Here is an 18,902-nt window from a genome sequence, read left to right on the forward strand (position 1 = left end):
TCGCAACACACTTTGTTGCACTAACCGGGCGATGTGCCCATATCACACAAAGGGATTGACCATGAAAACCGCAAAATTCAAACCAGAAACCATCGTCGCTAAACTGTTCGACGCTATCAACACCCGCATCGCCACCCTGAAAGAAAATGAGCAAGTGGTAAGCGTTGAATTCAAATCGATCCTGGCTCACTTCAATCCAGAAGGCGACTCCTATCGTGCCATGCTGCACGCAGTAGAAAACACCAAAACCTTCTTTGACTTTGCGCCTTTACTGAGCGTGGTAGCCAAAGCTAAACCGGGCAAGGGCCATGATTCTGGTTACGTGCAAGCCAAAGCCTTGGTGAAAATCATTAATTTTGCCAAAGCACTCGCACAGAAAGACTTCCGTATCCTGGATAACCATACGCGCTCAATCATGCTTAACACGATGGTCAATAACGGTTGCATTTCGTCGCGCACCGCATTCGCTACCTTAGTTCGCGTTGAATATGACGCACTTGAATCGCAAGACGAGAAACTGAGCGCACGCAACAATTACACTCCTGGCACTGGTAGCACCCAATTATCCAGCACCCGCGAACTGTTCCGCATTCTCGGTTTGACCGATGGTATTAAAGGAGCGCGTGATGCACAGATCATCTTCACCGAACAAGCGAAAGCAGCATTGATCCAGCACTTCGATCCGATCGCTAAAAAGCTCGGTATTGAAGTCGAGAGCGAAGAACAAGAGAGTGAAGAAGTAGAAGCATAACGCGTTTTTATTTGCCCTTATGCATAAGTCAGTACTGACTTATGCATATTGCGAAGCACGCTCATACTGACCTATACGAGAGAACATAATGCATAGCACATACAGCGAACAAGAGAGCGCACGCAAACGAGAGAAGCACGACGCAAGGGCCATTATCATCATCTGCGCTATCACGCTCGGTTCGTTGCTCGGTGCGTTTGTCAAGATGGTGTAGCACCTCCCCCTCCCCCTGTCGATTTTCTCTAAGTGCCTGGAAGGGCGAAGTCCTAGAGAAAACGCGACCCGCTGATGGCCCTGCCTTCCTCAACTTCCGCCTCTGCGAAGACCTCCTTATAGAAATTCCGGGGATTTCAAAATTGGAGATCCTTACACGTCCATTGCCCAAGTCCCAATTTCCCTAGGTGCCACAATAGGAGAGCGACGCGCGTATCCGCGACACGCCATTCCGCCTGGCCGTGATTTCATCGGTTGCACAATTGGATAGAAGCGCCGACTCCATTCGATGCCATTTGTCGTACCAATTGGCTTTATCACTCCACGTAGCGACGCTGCAAGGTGTGGGATCAGAACGACAACGAATAATACGCCTGCGCCAGAGGGCGCTACGCCCTTGCGCTCAAGGAAAATACCAGTTTCCGCACGTCATAACATCCCCATTTCGTGGCGCTTTCCACCCTCTTTCCACCCTCCCATGTCACCTCACGAGCGGCCGTAGGCATAATAGCCTCGCATAAGGACTGGTATCCCGGCGCCTAACCAAGAACGTGCGGAGGGTCTAACCCACACTAAAAGGAACAGCCCGTTCATACATTTTCAAAGGAGAATCAACATGTTCAAAACGCTCGATACTGCCATGCGCCGAGCCGACGTCATTATTGCGTCCATGCAGCAGAACCCGACCGGGGCCGCCATCTTCGTGCTGCTCGTGTCAATCATTTGTGGAGCTGGCGTGGCTGCGCTTTACGCGGTGAGCCGTTAATGGCTACCCCTGATATACTGTATGCAAACACAGTATTTGCCAACACGCACGTCCGCACAAAAATGGGAGACGCCACCATGCTCACACCCCCACTGGAAATCACCGCCGAAGCCGAGCAAGCCAAGCGCCTGGTCATGCGTGACGTGTGGCGCGCCAGTGAGCTGGCCATTTCCCGGGCGATTACAGGAACGACAGGGCACCCGCAGCTCGACGCGGAACTTCCCAATGGAGGCTGGCCAAGATCCTCGCTTGTCGAGTTGATGGTCCAGCAGCATGGAATTGGCGAAATGCAGCTGCTGCGCCCGTTCCTGACGGGGCTGTCTCAGAAGCAGCGCGTGGCCATGATCCAACCACCGTACGTCCCTCACGCCATGGCTGCTCGAGCCTGGGGCATGAAGGTGGAGAACATGATGTGGCTCACGCCCAAGAGCAGTGCCGATGCGCTATGGGCGGCAGAGCAGATACTCAAGAATGGTTCCTGCGGGGCGGTGGTGCTGTGGCAGCCAAACGTGCGGCCAGAGGCGCTGCGACGCTTGAACCTGGCGTCCCAGACGACCGACACCTGGTTGTGGCTGGTACGTCCGCTGTCAGCTGCAATGGATGCGTCGCCCTCGCCTCTGCGCATGTCGTTGAGACCGGCTGCCGGCGGCGTGTCCGTGGACATCATCAAGAGGAAGGGGCCGCACTGCGACGAGTTGATTTTCGTGCCGCTGCCCGACATGCCGGTGCCGCAGCGATCGCCCGTTGTGCCGGCCGAGGAAGTGTTCACACCAGCACCTGGCGTGCTGGCTCGACGCGAAGTGCCGGTGCTGATGTAATGAGCTTGAGATTTATGCCAATGGGGGCCGGACGTTTGAGACCACTCCATGCTCTAGGATATACGGCACATGGACGAATGGGCCTGGACCACCGAAGTCTCTGGCGTTGCGGGTGATGACGATGCGATTTTCCACCTCTGCCGTTGCCCGAATGATGCAATCAGGCAGCGTCTTCTTCGTGTTTTCTTTGGTGGACGCCCGCCGAATCGCCGCCGCCCTTACCATGATCTGCTCCGACGTTTGCACCACGTCGATGTCGAGACGCAATAACTTAATCCTGAAGTCCGCAATACGCTCCGGGGTCATCTGGCATGCAACCTCCATCCAGTTGATCGAGCTGATGATCTTACTTTCGTACTCGCCGCCGGCCACAACTTCCAGCGCCTCCGGCACTCCATCCAACATGTCTATTATTATGTTTGTGTCAAACAGTACTATTGCCATTCAGCCCGCATCCTGTTCTGGTATTCGACGCCGTCAGTTGGCCCATTCCCGCTTTCTTTCCACAGCGCGATCATTTCCCTGGCTGCCGCCAAGCGTGCTGCCCTGTCGTGCTTAGGCGGCATCATTTCCCCTGCGGCAGTCGTTTTAGCAACAAGGGCGCCTTCTGACTTATTGGGCAGCTTAGGGGCCGAAGGCAGCCACGGCCCATCTGGAACCCAGCGCCCGTTTTCCTGCTTCAGCCGAGTAAGTGTTGGACGGCCGCCTTTCACTGGCTTAGCGACGGCTTCGCTCTCGGCTGGCGGACTGTGGATGATTTTTTGAGCGAGCGACATATTGCACCCCTTTCATTTAATATACCTCGTAGTGTATAACATTTGACCAGGCCCGCAACCGCAATGGTTCGGCTGTCGGTACATTTCCTCGCTGGGAGCATGACTTGACCGTTATTTCTATATTCAGTGGCGCCGGCGGCAGCGGCCGCACAACACTGGCGGTCGGCTTGGCTGCTTACTTCGCCAAAAGCGGGCGCGCCACGGCCCTGTTGGACGTGAACTACGCCGACAACCAAGTAGCGGTGCGCTGGGCCGAGAAAATTGCCGGCACGGCCTCGAGCTGGTCCTTCCCGACTATTGGGTATCCCGACGGCGACGTGGCCGCCTGGGTAAAGGCCCATGCGGACGAATTGGATGTGGTCGTCGTCGACGGCACGAACTACGACGGCGTGGCGCTGCGCACTGCGCTGGCGCTATCGAATATGGTCCTGGTCCCGGTTGAGTCATCCGGCCGCGCCATGGAGGCCGCAGCCTTCCTGGTTCCCCTGATCGTAGCCGCGCGCGAAACAAACCCGGGCCTGAAGGCTTACACCGTGGTGGCCGACATCACAGGCAAAGACTACGAGGGCGATCCGGGGCACGCGATCGCCGAACTGCCGGAGCTGGAAAACGTCATCACCAGCGCCTGGTCGTTTGACGACGCCATGGACCTGGGGCACACCGTATTTGATCGCCCTGAATACGACGATGCCGCCGAGCAGATCATTGCTCTGGCGACTGAGGTAGAAAGACTCATTTAATGAAACACAGAAAGCCACATTTGCGGAAATACAGAAATGTGATTATGATGAATCCGTAACCGCGCTGTGCGGCAAATCGGAGATCACATGACGTACGTAATCGGCATCATCGGCCAAAAAGGCGGGTCTGGAAAAACCACCACTTCAATTAATCTTGCGTGCGGTTTGCACGAGCTGGGCTACAGCATTCTGCTCATCGACTCGGACAACGACACCCAGGCCAGCTCTCTCAGTTGGAAGGCGGCGCGCACCGGCGAATCGCTCTTCCCCGTCGTGGGCATGCCGCACGCGAGCATCCACAAAGAGCTGCCACGTCTCGGCCGTGGCTATGATTTCGTCATCGTGGATGGCCCGCCACACGTCGGCGACGCCACACGCAGTATCGTCATGTCGTCCAACCTGGTGATCGTTCCGGTTCAGCCATCGCCATTGGACGTGTGGGCGGCTGCGGAAACCATGAAGCTGTTGAAGGAAGGATTGATCTTCCGGCCCGACCTACAAATTGCGGTGCTGATCACCCGGAAGATCGTCAACACGGCAATCGGTCGCGACGTTACCGCGGCCATGGAGGCCTATGAATTTCCGGTTCTCGATAACGCCATGATGCAGCGCGTTGTATTTGCTGAGAGCCTTGGCGGAGGCCAGTCAGTCTTCGAAATGGACGACGCGGCGAAGGCGGTAGAGGACGTTCGTGCTATCGTGGCGGAAATTTCTGAAAGGTTTTTGAATGGCAACGAAAAAAATAGCACTGACGCCCTCGCCTCTGCATAAGCCGGCAGCCAAGACTGGAGCGCCTTCGGCCGATCACTGGGTGAAAACAAGGTCGCTCGACGTAGAGAAAGAGCCGCAAAAACGGCTCACGTTGGACATACCGGCCAGCCTCCATGCGCGCATTAAATCTCAATGCGCGCTTGATGGAACAAAAATGGTTGAGGAGATAAAGCTCTTGCTGGAGGACCGCTGGCCGGAGAAAAAGTGACGGAATTGGCTGGTCGGGCCTCGCGGCCGCGACCGGCAATCTGGCAAAAGTCTTCCCGCTAACTTTTAATAGTGTACCCGCAAGCCTTTAGCTCTTTGGATACGGCGGACTTCCACCCGCCATACGAATCTAAGGTGACGTAAACTACACCACTTATATCATTTGGCGTTTCAATTTCGTCCTTCACCAGCGCACAAACATTTTCCCGACCGAGCTTACCAATCATTAAGCCATGTTCAAAAACCACGTTTTGCCTCGCTCGTTTCTTTGGGGACAAATGACCTTCATGCGCGCCTCTCCCGAAGTCACATGGGGTATATAGAACGATCGCAAAGTCCGCGTCGTTAGCGTAGCGCTCAATCTTCTCAATAATAGTCATGCCTTGGCTGGCCTGCTCATGGAGAATAATAGCTTCCAGTCCAAGCTCCTCGATAAACCTGGCGACCTCTTGTTTCGCAGCGTCGTCCCGGCCGTGAACAACAAACACTTTCCGCTTGTTCCGTTCGGTCGGCGGTGGCGGAGCCTGAAATCTAGAGACTTGCGCAGGTTCACTTGCTTGAGGTATGAAACCCATAGCTCGCAGCGAGACTGATTGCCTTGTCGGCAACGGGTCTGGCTCGGTCTTGCGTCCATTGCCGTTTTCAAATTGCGAGGAAGGCGTGGAAGGGGTACCTTCCAAGTAGTCCAGGACTTTCGTAAATTCTTCCGATATAAAAGTTCTTCGCTCAGCATAAGATTTAAATTTCGGCTGAATAAACGACCAGAATGCGCCCAAGTCGCGACACATCCGCACGAAAGACGGAAGCAGCTGCGAAATCTCGTTATCCGAGAGCAGTTCGTGCCGAAGCTTCATATACTCGGTGTCATCGGCAGAGTTGCCAGAGGCGCGAGCACTCAGAATGGTGGCAAGATAATTTACTTTTTCAAACCGGGATTGGAGAAATTCTAAACTCATATTCTTTTCCGTTGGTAGATGCGATAGCCAAAAGACCCGCATGAATTAACGAGCTGGCTTGGAGAATGCCGTAAGAATTACAGGAACCGGTCCAATATCTTCTTGCTGTGCTTGTCCAACTCGCGCACATCGCGCACCAGGAAGTGAATACCGTGGATGTCCGAGATCAGGAGCGTATCGGCCGTCAGCCGGCGGATGTCTTCTTCGCCGCGCAGCACGAATTCGGTGTCGCCACGGTCGGTATTGACGGTCCACGTGCATGGCGTGGCAAAGCTGGTCACGGCCACGATGCGGCTGATCTCGGGCATGAATTCGCGCCCGCTCAATTCTTCGCGCACCAGCGCACCTACCGCTGCCGGCAAATCCTCGATGCGGTCGATCCAGGCCACTTCCTTGCCGTCATGATTGACCAGCGCGATGCCGTCTTCCGGCGCCTGCACCGGGAAGGCGCGCACCGCTGCCACGCCTTCGTGGACTACGCCATCAAGCGTGGTCAGTACCAGTTTGCCGAAGGGGTTGCGTGTCAGTTCAAAGTTAATGCTCATCTGCTTCAATCCTTGCTGCCACGGTCGTCGAGGTCCGTGTCCACGTTGCGGGCTTGCGCCTGTACCAGGCGGTAGTACGCGCCTTCCTTGGCCATCAGTTCATCGTGGCCGCCTTCTTCCACCACCACGCCGCGATCCATCACCACCAGGCGGTCCGCTTTTGCCAGCGTGGACAGGCGGTGAGCAATCGCGATCGTGGTGCGGCCTTTGACCAGGTTTTCCAGCGCGCGCTGGATTTCTTTTTCGGTCTCCGAATCGACCGAGGCGGTGGCTTCGTCGAGGATCAGGATCTTTGGGTCGATCAGCAGCGCACGCGCAATCGAAATGCGCTGGCGCTCGCCGCCGGACAGGCCCTGGCCGCGTTCACCGACCATCGAATCGTAACCCTGCGGCAGGCGCAGGATGAATTCGTGGGCGTGGGCGGCGCGGGCGGCGGCCATGATCTCGGCGCGGGTGGCGTCCGGTTTGCCGTAGGCGAGGTTCTCGGCGATGGTGCCGAAGAACAGGAACGGTTCCTGCAGCACCAGGCCGATCTGGCGGCGGTAGTCGGAAACGGCCAGCGAGCGGATATCCACGCCGTCGAGCATGATGGCGCCTTCGGCCACGTCGTAGAAGCGGCAGATCAGGTTCACCAGCGTCGATTTGCCCGAACCCGAATGGCCGACCAGGCCCACCATTTCGCCGGCCTTGATATCGAGGTTGATGCCGCGGTTGACCGCGCGGTTACCGTAGCGGAAGCCCACTTCGCGCAAGGTGATATTGCCTTCCACCTTGGCCAGCTTGACCGGGTTGACCGGATCGGGCACCGACGACACGTGGTCGAGAATGTCGAAAATACGCTTGGCGGCCGACGCCGATTTTTGCGTGACCGAGACGATGCGGCTCATCGAATCGAGACGGCCGTAGAAGCGGCTCGAGTACGCAATGAACGCGGACAGCACCCCGACCGTGATATTGCCCTTCGAGACCTGGTAGATACCGAACACCCAGATCACCAGCAGACCCAGCTCGGTCAGGAACGACACGGTCGGCGAAAAAAGCGACCAGATTTTATTGAGCTTGTCGTTGACGGCCAGGTTGTGCTTGTTGGCGGTGCGGAAGCGCGCCGCTTCGCGCGTCTCCTGCGCGAACGCTTTCACCACGCGGATGCCGGGAATGGTATCGGCCAGCACGTTGGTCACTTCGCCCCACACGCGATCGATCTTTTCAAAGCCGGTGCGCAGGCGGTCGCGCACCAGGTGGATCAGCCAGGCGATGAACGGCAGCGGCGCCAGCGCGAAGATGGCGAGATACGGATCGATCGAGAACAGGATCACGCCCGTCATGATGATCATCAGGCAGTCGGACGCAAAGTCCAGCAAATGCAGCGACAGGAACACGCAAATGCGGTCGCTCTCGCTGCCGATGCGCGACATCAGGTCGCCGGTGCGCTTGCCGCCGAAGTATTCGAGCGAGAGGCGCAGCAGGTGGTCATAAGTCTCGGTGCGCAGGTCGGCGCCGATACGCTCGGAGACCAGTGCCAGCACATAGGTCTTGGCCCAGCCGAAAATCCACGCCAGCACCGCCGCGCCCACCAGGCCGGACATGTACAGCGCCACCAGGCTCGAATCGACCGGCGTGCCGTTCTGGTACGGAATCAGCACCTTGTCCATCAGCGGAATGGTCAGATACGGCGGGATCATGTGGGCGCCGGTGGACAGCAGCATTAGCAGGAAGCCCAGGCCCAGTTGCAGCTTGTACGGACGGGCAAAGCGCCACAGGCGGAACAGGGTCCAGGTGGACGGCGGCGTGTACACCACCTTGGTGCACACCGGGCATTCTTCCTGGTCCGGTTCCAGCGGCGCCTTGCAGCTCGGGCAGACGTTGGTGTCGTCGCTGATGACCGGCTCACCGCTGGAGTGGCTGTCGCGCTGGGCGGCAAAGTGCTCGACCAGGCGGATCGCCTGTAGGTTCTGGCCCAGCGTAAAACGCCAGGCGGCCAGGCGGCCGCGCGCGGACACCAGTTCCAGGTGGCCCACGCCCGCGTGATCGTGGTGTTCCAGCGACAGATCGAACGAGAACGGCCATGCCTGCCATTGCTCCTGGCCCGGCGCGCGCGCCAGCAGGCGGGTGTTGGTAATCACGACCATACCCTTGGCGAAACGAAGTTGCTGATCCAGATCGACCTCTAAGGCGCCTACAACACGCTCCTCCTTGGAAAGCTGGGCCTCGATATCGGCGCGCCAGCGGTCGGGTACATCGATTCCAGACGAGCTGGACAATTGTTGACTTGTCATTAGTGGCTTTTTCGTTTCGGTTTTCTTGCGTCATGATAACGCAATGACAAATGACGCTCGAGGCGCCGTGGAGTGCGGTGCTTTAAACTACCAAGCGTCATGCGCGGTATCTGGACGATCTCGAGGCAGCGGGATGGACTCGATCTCAATCCACTGCCCGTTTCTCACATAGGTTAGGCAGGCGTTAAGAGCCGTTCCCATTAGTTCAGTATTTTGCACAACGCGGCCATCGTCATGATGGTGCAGGTACTTGCCATCTGGCGTGACCTCAATGCAGGCGCACGAGTTGGGAAAGTGGCCGCCCTGCTTCATGGTGAAGTAGCGGCTTACCATACCTCCCCCACTACTGTCTCAGGCGAGTGCGGCGCGCCAATCGAGTCATCAAACTCTTCCCAGTGGCCGGATTCGACCAGGCTCTCGGCCTGTCGCAGAGTCCAATTGGCACCTCGTATCGATCCGCCCGCGACAAGCATCGAGCGGGAGCCGCCTGCGTAAAACTGCACCGAACTCACCCTGTAATTAATATTCACCGCGCCCACTTTCCTGAAGCTGCGTACCCAGCTCATGAAACTGCCACCGTTATGAGATAAATGACCATGCAGGCCAGCGCAAACTGCTGAAACCAATGCAATCTGGCGAAGCGCTTGCCCGTCTTCCAATCGACGATAGCCAAGACTATCCCGGCCAACAACGCAAGGACCACCACCAGGCCGATCACGTCGTGCCTTTGCTGGCCAGCTCCACGGCTGCGGCGATTTGTTCTGGAGTCAAAGTACGCAGCAGTGCGTTGAGCTGCTTCTTAGGCGCCCGGGCCGCCACCTTGGCTGCGCGTTTGCGATCGTAGAGGGCCGACGCGCTGTCGGAGCCGCGCAGCAGTACAAGCATAAGGTCTACCACCTCACCTTGCGTAATCTTGTGGGCCTTGGCCAGAACGGCCAACTCCTCCCAGCTCTCGACGGAGAGATCAATCGACCGACGTTGACGCTCCTCGTCAACCGGAAGTTGAATTTCTTGAATGTCCATATGTTCCAAAATAAGTATTTTTACGTTCATATGGATTATAGCTCATTAAAAATTTGAATCATTCTTGCGTAGGAACACTCCTACGTTGTTTGTCAAGAAACTTAAAATATCAAAGGTCTAACAACGTTACGAAAGTTCACAAACTGACCGGTTGTAGCGCCGCCACGGTTAATGATATCGCTCACATTTGGCCGCAAAGGTGGATAGATCCGTGCTAAGATAGTTGCTTAGAAAATACGCGGGTTTCTCGTGCACAACAGCCAACTTACGGGATGTCGAACCTCCATATAACCGGAGCTAGACAACAATTGACATCTATTTAGCGCTGCCAAAATCGCAGTCGTTGGATTTTTGCATCCTGAAGATTGACTTTACGCATCGCAACCTGAAAGATAGCCGCATGAAACTGAAAATCGCCTGCTTCAACCCTACCACCCAAGAATACACGCACGAGGAAATCACCCTGACTTCGAAAGTCTTTAAGACGCCTGAAGCAGCCGTGACCGCGCTGCGCGGGATGTACCAAGCCGCAGCTCCGGATGTGGAAGTGTTACATGCTGTTCTAATCGAAGAAATGGAACGCGGCTACTACGAGTAAGCCGCGAATGTGAAATAACTTGGCCGCTTTATGCGGCCTTTTTCATTTTGGAGAAGCCCAGAGCCTCCAGATCAAAGTCGGCGCCCCGCTCCAGGATGTGCCGGTCGAAGCCAGGAGTGGCCTTGATGATGCCCAAGCGCGTGAGAGCGTGCTCCTTCAGGTGCTCGTTGAAGGCATCGGCAAAGTCGGTGACAAAGCACACGTTTGGCATGCCGTTTTTCTTCTCCCGCAGGCCGCGTCCGATTCGCTGACGCAGCGCCACCTCGGCCTTGCCGCCGCCAGCGAGACAAATGTGCCCGACTGCCGGCACGTCCACGCCAACGTCGAGGATGCTCGTCCCGATCAGTACATCGATCTCGGCCCCGGCCAACCTGCGCAGCGCCTCCTTACGCCCTTCCTTGTCGTCTTCACCCTGGATGAATTCAACGCGTAGGCCGGCATTAGCCAGTTTCTGCGCCAGCAAGGCGCCGTGCTGTGTCTGTTGGATCAGCACCATCGACGTCAGTCCGTACCCGGCGAAGCGCACGCATTCTTTGACGATCTCCGCATTACGGAACTCGTTCTCGACGATCCCAATGCGGTATGCGGACTGCCAACCGGTGTGACGCATCAGTTTGGCTGGCTTGTTGCGCAGCTCGATAATACGGAAGTGAGGCTGCGCCAGAATGCCGCGATCGATCAGCAGCTCCTCGGGCACCTTGATGGCGATCGGTCCGGAGCACGCCATCAAGCGCATGTTGGCCTCCTCATCGCCCTTCATGAATGGGGTTGCCGTAAGCGCCAGGCGGTAGTGTGCATTTTTGCAGTGGCGCATGATCTCGTAATAGCTGTTGCCCGACGCTTCATGTGCTTCTTCGAGGATCACCAGTTCGAATTTACCCAGGAGGTCGATCGTCTTGGCGCGATCCTTCATGTGCGCGTCCACCTTCACCGCAGCGGCGGCTTTCAATTCTTTGGCGCCGGCCGCGCGCGCAGCCTTCTGCTTGACCTCAAGCTCCGCGATCGCCGCGCGTACGGCCGCCGGCGTGGCCCCAACGGCCGTCATCTTCTTTTCCAGCGCCTTGGCGACCTTCACTTCTTTCTTCAGGATTTGGTCGACCATGCGCTCGATCTCGCCGTCGACCGTTTTCTCCTCGAGACGCGCGACCAGCGTCTGCACCATGGCCACCGACATTTTCTTGATCGCCTGACGCTCAACGCCATCCTGCACAACGGTGTGCCCGAACTTGCCGTCGCCCAGGATGGACACCTTGATGCCCAGATCGCGTTCAAATGCCTCATGCATCTGGTACAACAGGATGCCGCGCGTGGTCAGGAACATCGCCGGCCGGCCAATACGGGCGAACGCCAGCTTGGCGATCCGACTCTTGCCGCCGCCGGTGGCCACTTGGGCAATGATCTGCCCGAACTTGAGCAGCGCGTCGATCACCTTCGGCTGATAGTCGTAGCGCGGTGCCATGCCGAACTTGTCGACTACGGGAGCGACCGGCCCCAGCGGCGGCGGCAACTCTTTTCGGGCGAACATGACCGTGTACCCCAGCGCGCGCAGCTTGGCCGCAACGTAGTGGACGAAGCCGGCCGGAAACGTGCCCGCGCGGAAGTCAAGAAACGAGCTGCGGCCATCCCATGTGCCGCGCTTGAAGGTTATGGAGTGCTCGGCGCCGGAGACCGCGTACGACAGGATCGTTTGGACCGCCAGGAGCAAATCACGATCCGGCTTGTGAAGTTTTGCGATCCAGGCGTTGGATGCGATGGTTGCTTGTTTGGTCATTGGGGTTGCCAAGTGTTAAAAATATGGATAAAGTATAAGTCAGTACTGACTTATTATCAATCACACCCATTCCATGTCAAATCCCACCCTTACCACTGCCGATCCCCGCACGCTGACGCCGAATCCCTGGAACACGAACATCGTCGGCCCGGACAACGAGGCCAAGATCGATGCCTCGATCAAGCGTCTGGGCATGTTCAAACCTATCGTCGTGCGCACCCTGGCCAGCGGTGAGCTGCAGATACTGGGCGGCGAACACCGAAATGGTTCGGCGATCCGTCTTGGCATGACGGAAGTCCCTATCGTCAATCTTGGCCAGATCAGCGACAAGAAGGCAAAAGAGATCGGCCTGGTCGACAACGGCCGCTACGGCAGTGATGACACCCTGCTGCTGACCAAACTCCTGGAGGAGATCGGCACGCCGGCCGAGCTGGGTGCGTTTTTGCCCTATTCTGACTCGGAATTCGAATCGATCTTTGCAAGCAGCACTATAGCTCTCGATGATCTTGATTTTCCGGATGAGGGCACCCCTACCCCAAGCCCTTCGACAACTGCCGCACCCCAGACCCACGTCATCATGCGCTTCAAGGTGCCAGTGGGCGATTCGGCCACGATCACCGACGCCATCGAGCGGACAATGAAGCGTCAGCGCTTCACCGACGAGGACAGTCTCACCAATGCCGGCCACGCGCTGGTGCACATCATTGGCAACCTGGCATGAACATCCGGCCAGCGAACGGCAAGGACTACGTGTACTGCGAGTCCTGCCTCAACTTGGAAATCCCATTCGAGTGCCAGGGGTGCGACGCCGGGAGCAACTACTCCGGCGCCGATCCTGACGAACTCGACGCGGCGCCCGCCGAAGCACCCCTCACCTTTATGCCCATTCAGGACGAACAATGATCGAAATTCTGTTCATCGCTGTGATCCTCGGGATCATTGCTGCCACCTACTGTTACTGCTGCATGTCCGAAGCCAGCTTCCCATTTGTCGCCATTTTCTCGATCGTGACAGGCGTTCTGACCTCCTCTCTCGTACTGATCTCTGCGTTCATTTTCGTCACCCTGCGCGTGGTCTTGCAGATCCTGCCGCTCTAACATCAAGGAATATTTATGGATAACCAGCACCGCAAGATCGCCGGCTACAACGAGTTCGACGCCGAGACGATCGACCTGATGAACCAGGTCCGCCAACACAACCACGAGATCGCCAAACTGGTCGAAATGGTCAAGCAGCGCATCGCTACCCAGCGCACTGCGGCGATCGGCGACGCCGACCTGACCCGCCGCATGAACGCTGCCGAGCCTGAGCGCTGGGCCGCGCTGGGCCGCACCAGCATCCAGCAAGGCCTGATGTTCCTCACGCGCGCTGTCGCGCAGCCGGAGTTCTGATCATGGCGTCTACTGCAGCAAGCCCTGAAATTCAAATGTGGGACACTGGCCGCCCACGCCCATACGCCAAGAACGCGAAAATGCACGACGACAGCCAGGTCGGCAAAATCGCCGCTTCGCTCGAGAAATTCGGCTGGCGCGGCAATCCGATCGTGGTGGACGAGAACGAAGAGATCCTTGCCGGCCACGGCCGGCGCCTGGCCGCCATCAAGCTGGGCCTGCCTCACGTACCAGTGGTGCAGATCACCGACATGACCGAGGATGAAAAGCGAGCGTACCGTCTGGCCGATAACCGCGTCGCGATTTCCAACCTCGATACCGACCTGCTGCAGCAAGAGCTGGTGGACCTGGACTTCGACTTGAGCGGCTTCTTCGACAAGAAAGAGCTGGACTTCGTCATCGCCGACCTGGGCGAGCTGAACACGGACGCCTTTGTCACCGACCTCGACGCCGAGATTGCCAAGCAATCAGAGGAGACTGCAGAAACCATCGTGGCATCTGCCATGAAGGACGTCCCGATCGCCAAAGCGCTGGGCTTCAAGTCCATCAAGGGCGCCGACGAGCGGGCGGTGGCCATGTTCATCGCCCAGCTGGAGCACGAATCGGGCAAGTCGGGCGCCGAGGCCTTCATGGAGTTCATCAACACGATGGCGGCCGCCGCATGAGCCGCAACTTCTACGACACCATCCCAAAGTCGGTGCGCATCGGCAGCTACGACTTCAAGGTCGTTGTTATGCCCAACTTCGAACAGGCTTCCGACACCGTCTACGGTGACATGAACGCAGTGCTGCAGCGAATCCGCATTTGCGATGATCTGGCGCCGGCGCGCTTGGCCAATACCTTCATGCACGAGGTCATGCATGCAATCCATATGTTCTATGGCGTGGGCGACAAAACTATCGAGGAGGACACCACATTCCTCACCACCAACGGTCTGTGCGCATTCTGGATGAACAACCCGGAGGCGGCCGCGTGGTGGGTGGACTGCGTCCTAAACGCCCCACAGAAACACGAAAATACGGAAACAAAGAAATGATTTTTACTGTAGATAAGCGCTTCCAGACCGCAGTTACCCGTACTGACCGCGTGCTGGAGATCGCCGAAGCATTCGGCCTGGGCCTGGACGACAAGGAATTCGTCGTCTTCGATAACCAGCCGATCGAGATCGAACAGGGTGACGTGGTGTACGTGACGGGCCAGTCCGGCGCCGGCAAGTCCACCGTACTACGTGAGCTGTCGGCCCTGATGACCGGTGCCGGCATGCATGTGGCCGATCTCGACGCCGTTCCGCTGCTCGACGTACCGCTGATCGACCAGATCGGTGCCACCACGGCTGCTGCGCTGAACTTGCTGTCCGTGGCCGGCCTCAATGACGCCTACCTGTTCGTGCGCAAGCCTGCCGAACTGTCGGACGGCCAACGCTACCGCTTCCGCCTGGCCAAGCTGATCGAGTCCGGCGCCAAGGTCTGGGTCGCTGATGAATTCCTCGCCGTGCTGGACCGCACCACTGCGAAAGTGATCGCCTTCAACCTGCAGAAAATTGCGCGCATGGCCGGCGCCACGCTGCTCGTGGCCACCACGCACACCGACATGGTGCCCGACCTGGCGCCAAACGTGTACATCGAGAAGCGCTACCGCGAGAAGATCAAGATCGTCCACCGCGGCGGCGTAGTAGGGCAGCCCGCATGATCGTCGCCGATAACGAGGACGTGCTGATCGAGCGCCGCGCGGTGCCGGCCAAGCACAAGCTGTCGCTGCTGAGCCAGATTTACGTCGAGCGCGGCACGAAGGAAGACTGGGACTTGCTGCACGAGCTGCACTACAAGGCTGAGAACCTAGGCATTGGCCCGCTGATTTACCGGTGCATCCTCGATGGCCAGGTGATCGGCGTAGGCGTCATGACGGTACCCAAAATGCTGCTGTCTGGCCGCAACGAGGCGTTTAAGCACATGCGGCCAAACCAGGCCGGCCGTGACACGAAGCTGATGAACCGCCACCGCGCGCTCTGGCTTAACGCTCACAGCTGCACCAATTCGCGCCTGGTCCTGGACACGATGTACCGCGGCGCCGGTATTGCCTACCGCATGCAGAACCTCATGATGCGCATGACCGGCTGCCGCTACGTCGAGTTCCAGTCGTCGATGTCGAAGTTCAACCCGTTTGCCGCGCGCGCCGGCATGAAATTCACGAAGCCGCGGCGCAGCGCCAATTACAGCAAAGGCCTGGACTTCTTCCGGCGCTGGTTTGCCTCGGCCCCAATGGACTACGTCGGCATCCTCGCCGAGCTGGAGGCGTTCAAGGAACCGGTGCGGGCCAAGTGCGTCGCCGAAATGCGCAAGTTCTACTACACCTGCTCGTCCATGGAAAAATCCGGCGACAACCGGGCCAACGGAACGTCGCGCGTGGACGCCATGGAGGTGCGCTACCTGCTCAAGTCGCTTCAGCAGTTGGTCCTGGCCAGCCCCCTTTACGGTGTGTTCACCAATCCCGACTTCGAAATGGGCGCTGGGACCGATTTTGAGTACCCGCCACGCCTTCCATTGGTCGCGTTCGACAACCAGTCGCTAACTGAGCCGCTGGACCTGCAGCGGGCCGCTGAGCAGCTTGCCGCCATCACCATCAAAACCACCATCGCTGAACCACAACTGGACGAACATGAACCTGACGACCAAGCAGATTGAACTGATCCGCGTAATCAACGAGGCGCCGTGCGACCTGGACGAGATCCTGGAGCGCGTGCGCTATTCCACCACCAAGCAAAGCCTGCAGTTCTCCATCCGGGCGCTCATCGGGCATGGCCTGATCGAGAAAAAAGGTCAGGAGAAGCGCCGCGGCCGCATGCGACAGGTCATCCAGATCACGACCCTTGGCTCCGGCTACGGCGGTAAGCAAATCCAGTTGGAGCCGAACCCTGTGATCTCCAACGTCGAGGACGATGAATTGGATGTCGACATGGAGATTCTGGAAGCATAAATAGTTGTCGTTCCGCTACTTATGCTCGACTTATGCTCGAGACGCGTTTCTATAAATAATATATACATTCTATAAGTACATACTTACTATTTATTATTTGCGGAAAACGCAGTCGAGCATAAGTCGAGCATAAGTCCAAACGAACGACAGCGGAAAGGATGAACGCCGGAACGGAGCCTCTTAGCCCGGGAAACTGAACCGGATCAGCCCTTCCCGCCAAACCCTGCGATGGCGATGCGGTGCGAGTGCGTGAGGTGCCCAGCACTCCTTCCTTGAACCTAATCGCCCCTCTACGCCAAAAAAGATAAGTCAGTATTGACTTATCTTTGAGGCGGCGTTACAGTGGTGTCCATATGTTGAATGTTCCATATGGGCGCCCTCCCTGCGCCCATTTTTTTTGCCCGAAGGAATAGCAGTGACAGCACCAACGCCGAAAAAGCGCAACCTGACCCCGAAGCAATGGGCGGAAGCGGAAGCGTTATGGACGTCCGGCGAAGTGACCTACGAAGACCTGGTCAAAAAATACGGCAAGTCCATTTCTACCTTCGAACGACACTTCCGGGCCAAAGGCCTCTCCAAGGGAGCGACTGCGGCTGCCGTAAAAAAGAAGGTCGAGGAAACGCTCGCCGCGAACACCATCGACGAGGCGACGGTCATTGCTGCCCGAATCAAGGAGACAAAGGAGCAGCACTACTCCTGGGCGACCAACTTGGCCAAGCTAACCTGGAACGAGATTCTGGAGGCCAAGCGCGCCGGCAATCCCCTTTCGGTGGCTACCAACAACCTCAAGGCGCTCGAGTCTGCAGCCAACGTGATGAAGAAGATGCGCGAGGAGCGCTGGGCTGTCCTGGGCTTGGATCGCCCTGACGCCGTTGATCCTTCCGAATTGCCGGAACTGCTCATCGCCGAGCTGACCGCCGAGCAGATTCAAGAGCTGCGCGACCGCGACCATTCCGAAATCGACGACCTGACGGCGCCACCGCCGGCCGATGACGACGATGCGGACGACGAAGACGGCGACGACGCCGTGGTCGAAGAAGGCGTCTGATGGCTGTCGCGCGAGAGAAGCTGTCCCTTCACACCAAGCAAATGCTGGTGTACCGGTCGAAGGCGCGTTTTCGTGTCGTGGTAGCCGGCCGCCGGTGGGGCAAGACCGCCCTCTCGCGCGTGCTGATCATCACCCGGGCCAAAAAGCGAAAGTCCAAGATCTGGTACGTCGCTCCGACCTACAAGATGGCCAAGCAGATTATGTGGACCGACTTGCTCGAGGCGATCCCGCGTCGCTGGGTCCGCAAGGTCAACGAGACGCGCCTGGAGATCACCCTGGTCAACGGCACCGTGATCGAGCTGAAGGGTGCCGACAAGGGCGACTCGCTGCGCGGCGTGGGCGTGGACTTCCTGGTCCTGGACGAATTCCAGGATATTGCGGCCGACACCTGGGTCAAAGTGCTGCGCCCTGTCCTTGCCGACCGTCGTGGCGAGGCCATCTTCATCGGCACCCCGAAGGCATACAACTACCTCTACGAGCTGTTCAAGCGCGGCCAGGAGGCCGGCAACGTCGCTCGCAACCTGTGGGAGAGCTGGCAGTTCCCGACCATCACCTCGCCGTTCATCCCGGTGTCCGAGATTGAGGCCGCAAAGCAGGATATGGACGAGAAATCGTTCAAGCAGGAATTCGAAGCCTCCTTCGAAACCATGTCAGGTCGCGTGTACTACCCGTTCGACCGCAACGAGCATGTCGGCGACTACCCTTTCAATCCAAAGCTGCCGATCTGGGTGGGTATGGACTTCAACATCGATCCGATGTCGACAGTCATCTTCCAGCCGCAGCGCGACGGTACCGTCTGGGCCGTCGACGAGGTCGTGCTGTTCTCGTCGAACACCGAGGAAATTTGCAACGAGCTGGAGAAGCGGTACTGGCGCCACCAGATCCAGGTCGTCGTCTATCCCGACCCTGCCGGCGGTCAGCGACAGCACGCGCGGGGCGAAACCGACTTGGACATCCTTCGTGAGAAAGGCTTCAAGCGCCTGAAGTTCCGCAAGAAGCACCCGGCCGTAGCCGACCGCGTCAATGCGATGAACCGCATGCTGAAAGCGGCCGATGGTACCGTTCGCCTGAAGGTCGACGCCAGGTGCAAACACTTCATCGGCGCGCTCGAGCAGACCATTTACAAGCCAGGTTCACGCGACGTCGACAAGAGCGGCGGTACTGAACACAGCGCCGATGCGGGCGGATATTGCATCGAGCTGGAGTTCCCTGTTCGGAAGGTGCAGATCGGAGGTATGTCGCGATAGCTTTGGCCTTGACATGTAAGTCAGTACTGACT

Annotated in this window: 26 protein-coding genes; 18 read left to right on the forward strand and 8 right to left on the reverse strand. The window is 57.9% G+C overall.

All coding sequences use genetic code 11. The features are described 5' to 3' along the window. Positions 1–61: 61 nt before the first annotated feature. The 3 genes from F8197_RS06145 (at position 62) to imuA (ending at position 2,548) form a co-directional block, all read left to right on the forward strand. Entirely contained in the window at positions 62–751 is a 690-nt protein-coding gene (locus tag F8197_RS06145) for a hypothetical protein (RefSeq protein WP_152881010.1), read from the forward strand. A gap of 829 nt (positions 752–1,580) precedes the next feature. After that, positions 1,581–1,730 carry a hypothetical protein gene (locus tag F8197_RS28525; RefSeq protein WP_193333361.1) on the forward strand — a complete coding sequence of 50 codons (150 nt, stop codon included), beginning with the start codon at positions 1,581–1,583 and terminating at the stop codon, positions 1,728–1,730. Beyond that, positions 1,730–2,548: a translesion DNA synthesis-associated protein ImuA gene (imuA, locus tag F8197_RS06150; protein ID WP_227012130.1), complete on the forward strand. Its 819-nt coding sequence runs from the start codon at positions 1,730–1,732 to the stop codon at positions 2,546–2,548. Before F8197_RS28525 ends, imuA begins: the two co-directional genes overlap by 1 nt. Positions 2,549–2,560: 12 nt before the next feature. Here the strand turns inward: imuA and F8197_RS06155 are convergent, their stop codons facing one another. Continuing rightward, positions 2,561–2,992, reverse strand: coding sequence for a PIN domain-containing protein (locus F8197_RS06155; RefSeq protein ID WP_152881012.1), 432 nt, complete (start codon positions 2,990–2,992; stop codon positions 2,561–2,563). After that, positions 2,983–3,324: a hypothetical protein gene (locus tag F8197_RS06160; protein ID WP_152881014.1), complete on the reverse strand. Its 342-nt coding sequence runs from the start codon at positions 3,322–3,324 to the stop codon at positions 2,983–2,985. Before F8197_RS06160 ends, F8197_RS06155 begins: the two co-directional genes overlap by 10 nt. 104 nt (positions 3,325–3,428) lie before the next feature. On the opposite strand from F8197_RS06160, the gene F8197_RS06165 reads away from it, so the two are divergent. The 3 genes from F8197_RS06165 (at position 3,429) to F8197_RS06175 (ending at position 5,043) form a co-directional block, all read left to right on the forward strand. Continuing rightward, positions 3,429–4,064 carry a hypothetical protein gene (locus F8197_RS06165; protein ID WP_152881016.1) on the forward strand — a complete coding sequence of 212 codons (636 nt, stop codon included), beginning with the start codon at positions 3,429–3,431 and terminating at the stop codon, positions 4,062–4,064. An 87-nt stretch (positions 4,065–4,151) separates the two neighbouring features. Next, complete coding sequence (gene parA / locus F8197_RS06170; protein ID WP_152881018.1) at positions 4,152–4,835, forward strand: ParA family partition ATPase; 684 nt, start codon at positions 4,152–4,154, stop codon at positions 4,833–4,835. Continuing rightward, positions 4,792–5,043 carry a hypothetical protein gene (locus F8197_RS06175; protein ID WP_227012131.1) on the forward strand — a complete coding sequence of 84 codons (252 nt, stop codon included), beginning with the start codon at positions 4,792–4,794 and terminating at the stop codon, positions 5,041–5,043. Before parA ends, F8197_RS06175 begins: the two co-directional genes overlap by 44 nt. 58 nt (positions 5,044–5,101) lie before the next feature. Here F8197_RS06175 and F8197_RS06180 read toward each other — a convergent pair whose 3' ends face one another. The 5 genes from F8197_RS06180 to F8197_RS06195 all read right to left on the reverse strand — a co-directional run bounded on the left by F8197_RS06180 (position 5,102) and on the right by F8197_RS06195 (position 9,872). Further along, positions 5,102–5,998: a TIR domain-containing protein gene (locus tag F8197_RS06180; RefSeq protein ID WP_152881020.1), complete on the reverse strand. Its 897-nt coding sequence runs from the start codon at positions 5,996–5,998 to the stop codon at positions 5,102–5,104. A 77-nt stretch (positions 5,999–6,075) separates the two neighbouring features. Further along, positions 6,076–6,543, reverse strand: coding sequence for a DUF1854 domain-containing protein (locus F8197_RS06185; RefSeq protein ID WP_152881021.1), 468 nt, complete (start codon positions 6,541–6,543; stop codon positions 6,076–6,078). A gap of 5 nt (positions 6,544–6,548) precedes the next feature. Next, positions 6,549–8,672, reverse strand: coding sequence for an ABC transporter ATP-binding protein (locus F8197_RS06190; protein WP_152881964.1), 2,124 nt, complete (start codon positions 8,670–8,672; stop codon positions 6,549–6,551). Positions 8,673–9,381: 709 nt separating this feature from the next. Next, positions 9,382–9,537 (reverse strand): hypothetical protein, encoded by a 156-nt coding sequence (locus F8197_RS28530; protein WP_193333362.1) that lies wholly within the window; start codon positions 9,535–9,537, stop codon positions 9,382–9,384. Continuing rightward, positions 9,534–9,872, reverse strand: coding sequence for a hypothetical protein (locus F8197_RS06195; RefSeq protein WP_152881023.1), 339 nt, complete (start codon positions 9,870–9,872; stop codon positions 9,534–9,536). Before F8197_RS06195 ends, F8197_RS28530 begins: the two co-directional genes overlap by 4 nt. A gap of 370 nt (positions 9,873–10,242) precedes the next feature. Between F8197_RS06195 and F8197_RS06200 the strand changes: the two genes are divergently transcribed. Beyond that, positions 10,243–10,440: a hypothetical protein gene (locus tag F8197_RS06200; protein ID WP_152881025.1), complete on the forward strand. Its 198-nt coding sequence runs from the start codon at positions 10,243–10,245 to the stop codon at positions 10,438–10,440. A 28-nt stretch (positions 10,441–10,468) separates the two neighbouring features. Here F8197_RS06200 and F8197_RS06205 read toward each other — a convergent pair whose 3' ends face one another. Further along, a complete protein-coding gene (locus F8197_RS06205) occupies positions 10,469–12,211 on the reverse strand; it encodes a DEAD/DEAH box helicase (RefSeq protein WP_152881027.1) in 1,743 nt (580 codons plus the stop codon). A 73-nt stretch (positions 12,212–12,284) separates the two neighbouring features. Here F8197_RS06205 and F8197_RS06210 point away from each other — a divergent pair, with 73 nt between their 5' ends. The 11 genes from F8197_RS06210 (at position 12,285) to F8197_RS06260 (ending at position 18,870) form a co-directional block, all read left to right on the forward strand. Then, positions 12,285–12,932, forward strand: a complete 648-nt coding sequence (locus F8197_RS06210) for a ParB/RepB/Spo0J family partition protein (RefSeq protein WP_152881029.1) — start codon at positions 12,285–12,287, stop codon at positions 12,930–12,932. Next, a complete protein-coding gene (locus tag F8197_RS06215) occupies positions 12,929–13,114 on the forward strand; it encodes a hypothetical protein (RefSeq protein ID WP_152881031.1) in 186 nt (61 codons plus the stop codon). Before F8197_RS06210 ends, F8197_RS06215 begins: the two co-directional genes overlap by 4 nt. Continuing rightward, positions 13,111–13,308, forward strand: coding sequence for a hypothetical protein (locus F8197_RS06220; RefSeq protein ID WP_152881033.1), 198 nt, complete (start codon positions 13,111–13,113; stop codon positions 13,306–13,308). The genes F8197_RS06215 and F8197_RS06220 overlap by 4 nt, the downstream gene beginning before the upstream one ends. Before the next feature lie 15 nt (positions 13,309–13,323). After that, a complete protein-coding gene (locus F8197_RS06225) occupies positions 13,324–13,602 on the forward strand; it encodes a hypothetical protein (RefSeq protein ID WP_152881035.1) in 279 nt (92 codons plus the stop codon). Between the two features lie 35 nt (positions 13,603–13,637). Next, positions 13,638–14,267, forward strand: coding sequence for a ParB/Srx family N-terminal domain-containing protein (locus F8197_RS06230; protein ID WP_152881037.1), 630 nt, complete (start codon positions 13,638–13,640; stop codon positions 14,265–14,267). Next, a complete protein-coding gene (locus tag F8197_RS06235) occupies positions 14,264–14,638 on the forward strand; it encodes a hypothetical protein (RefSeq protein ID WP_152881039.1) in 375 nt (124 codons plus the stop codon). Before F8197_RS06230 ends, F8197_RS06235 begins: the two co-directional genes overlap by 4 nt. Continuing rightward, entirely contained in the window at positions 14,635–15,291 is a 657-nt protein-coding gene (locus F8197_RS06240) for an ATP-binding protein (protein ID WP_152881041.1), read from the forward strand. Before F8197_RS06235 ends, F8197_RS06240 begins: the two co-directional genes overlap by 4 nt. Beyond that, positions 15,288–16,283, forward strand: coding sequence for a hypothetical protein (locus F8197_RS06245; protein WP_227012132.1), 996 nt, complete (start codon positions 15,288–15,290; stop codon positions 16,281–16,283). The genes F8197_RS06240 and F8197_RS06245 overlap by 4 nt, the downstream gene beginning before the upstream one ends. Continuing rightward, the gene (locus tag F8197_RS06250; protein ID WP_227012133.1) at positions 16,258–16,575 is read left to right on the forward strand and encodes a winged helix DNA-binding protein; all 318 of its coding nucleotides are present in this window, start codon (positions 16,258–16,260) and stop codon (positions 16,573–16,575) included. Before F8197_RS06245 ends, F8197_RS06250 begins: the two co-directional genes overlap by 26 nt. Before the next feature lie 415 nt (positions 16,576–16,990). Then, positions 16,991–17,623 carry a DNA-binding protein gene (locus tag F8197_RS06255; protein WP_152881043.1) on the forward strand — a complete coding sequence of 211 codons (633 nt, stop codon included), beginning with the start codon at positions 16,991–16,993 and terminating at the stop codon, positions 17,621–17,623. Then, entirely contained in the window at positions 17,623–18,870 is a 1,248-nt protein-coding gene (locus F8197_RS06260) for a terminase large subunit domain-containing protein (RefSeq protein WP_152881045.1), read from the forward strand. Before F8197_RS06255 ends, F8197_RS06260 begins: the two co-directional genes overlap by 1 nt. Positions 18,871–18,902 lie beyond the last annotated feature (32 nt).

The sequence above is a fragment of the Duganella sp. FT27W genome (assembly GCF_009295655.1).
GTDB lineage: Bacteria > Pseudomonadota > Gammaproteobacteria > Burkholderiales > Burkholderiaceae_D > Rugamonas > Rugamonas zoogloeoides.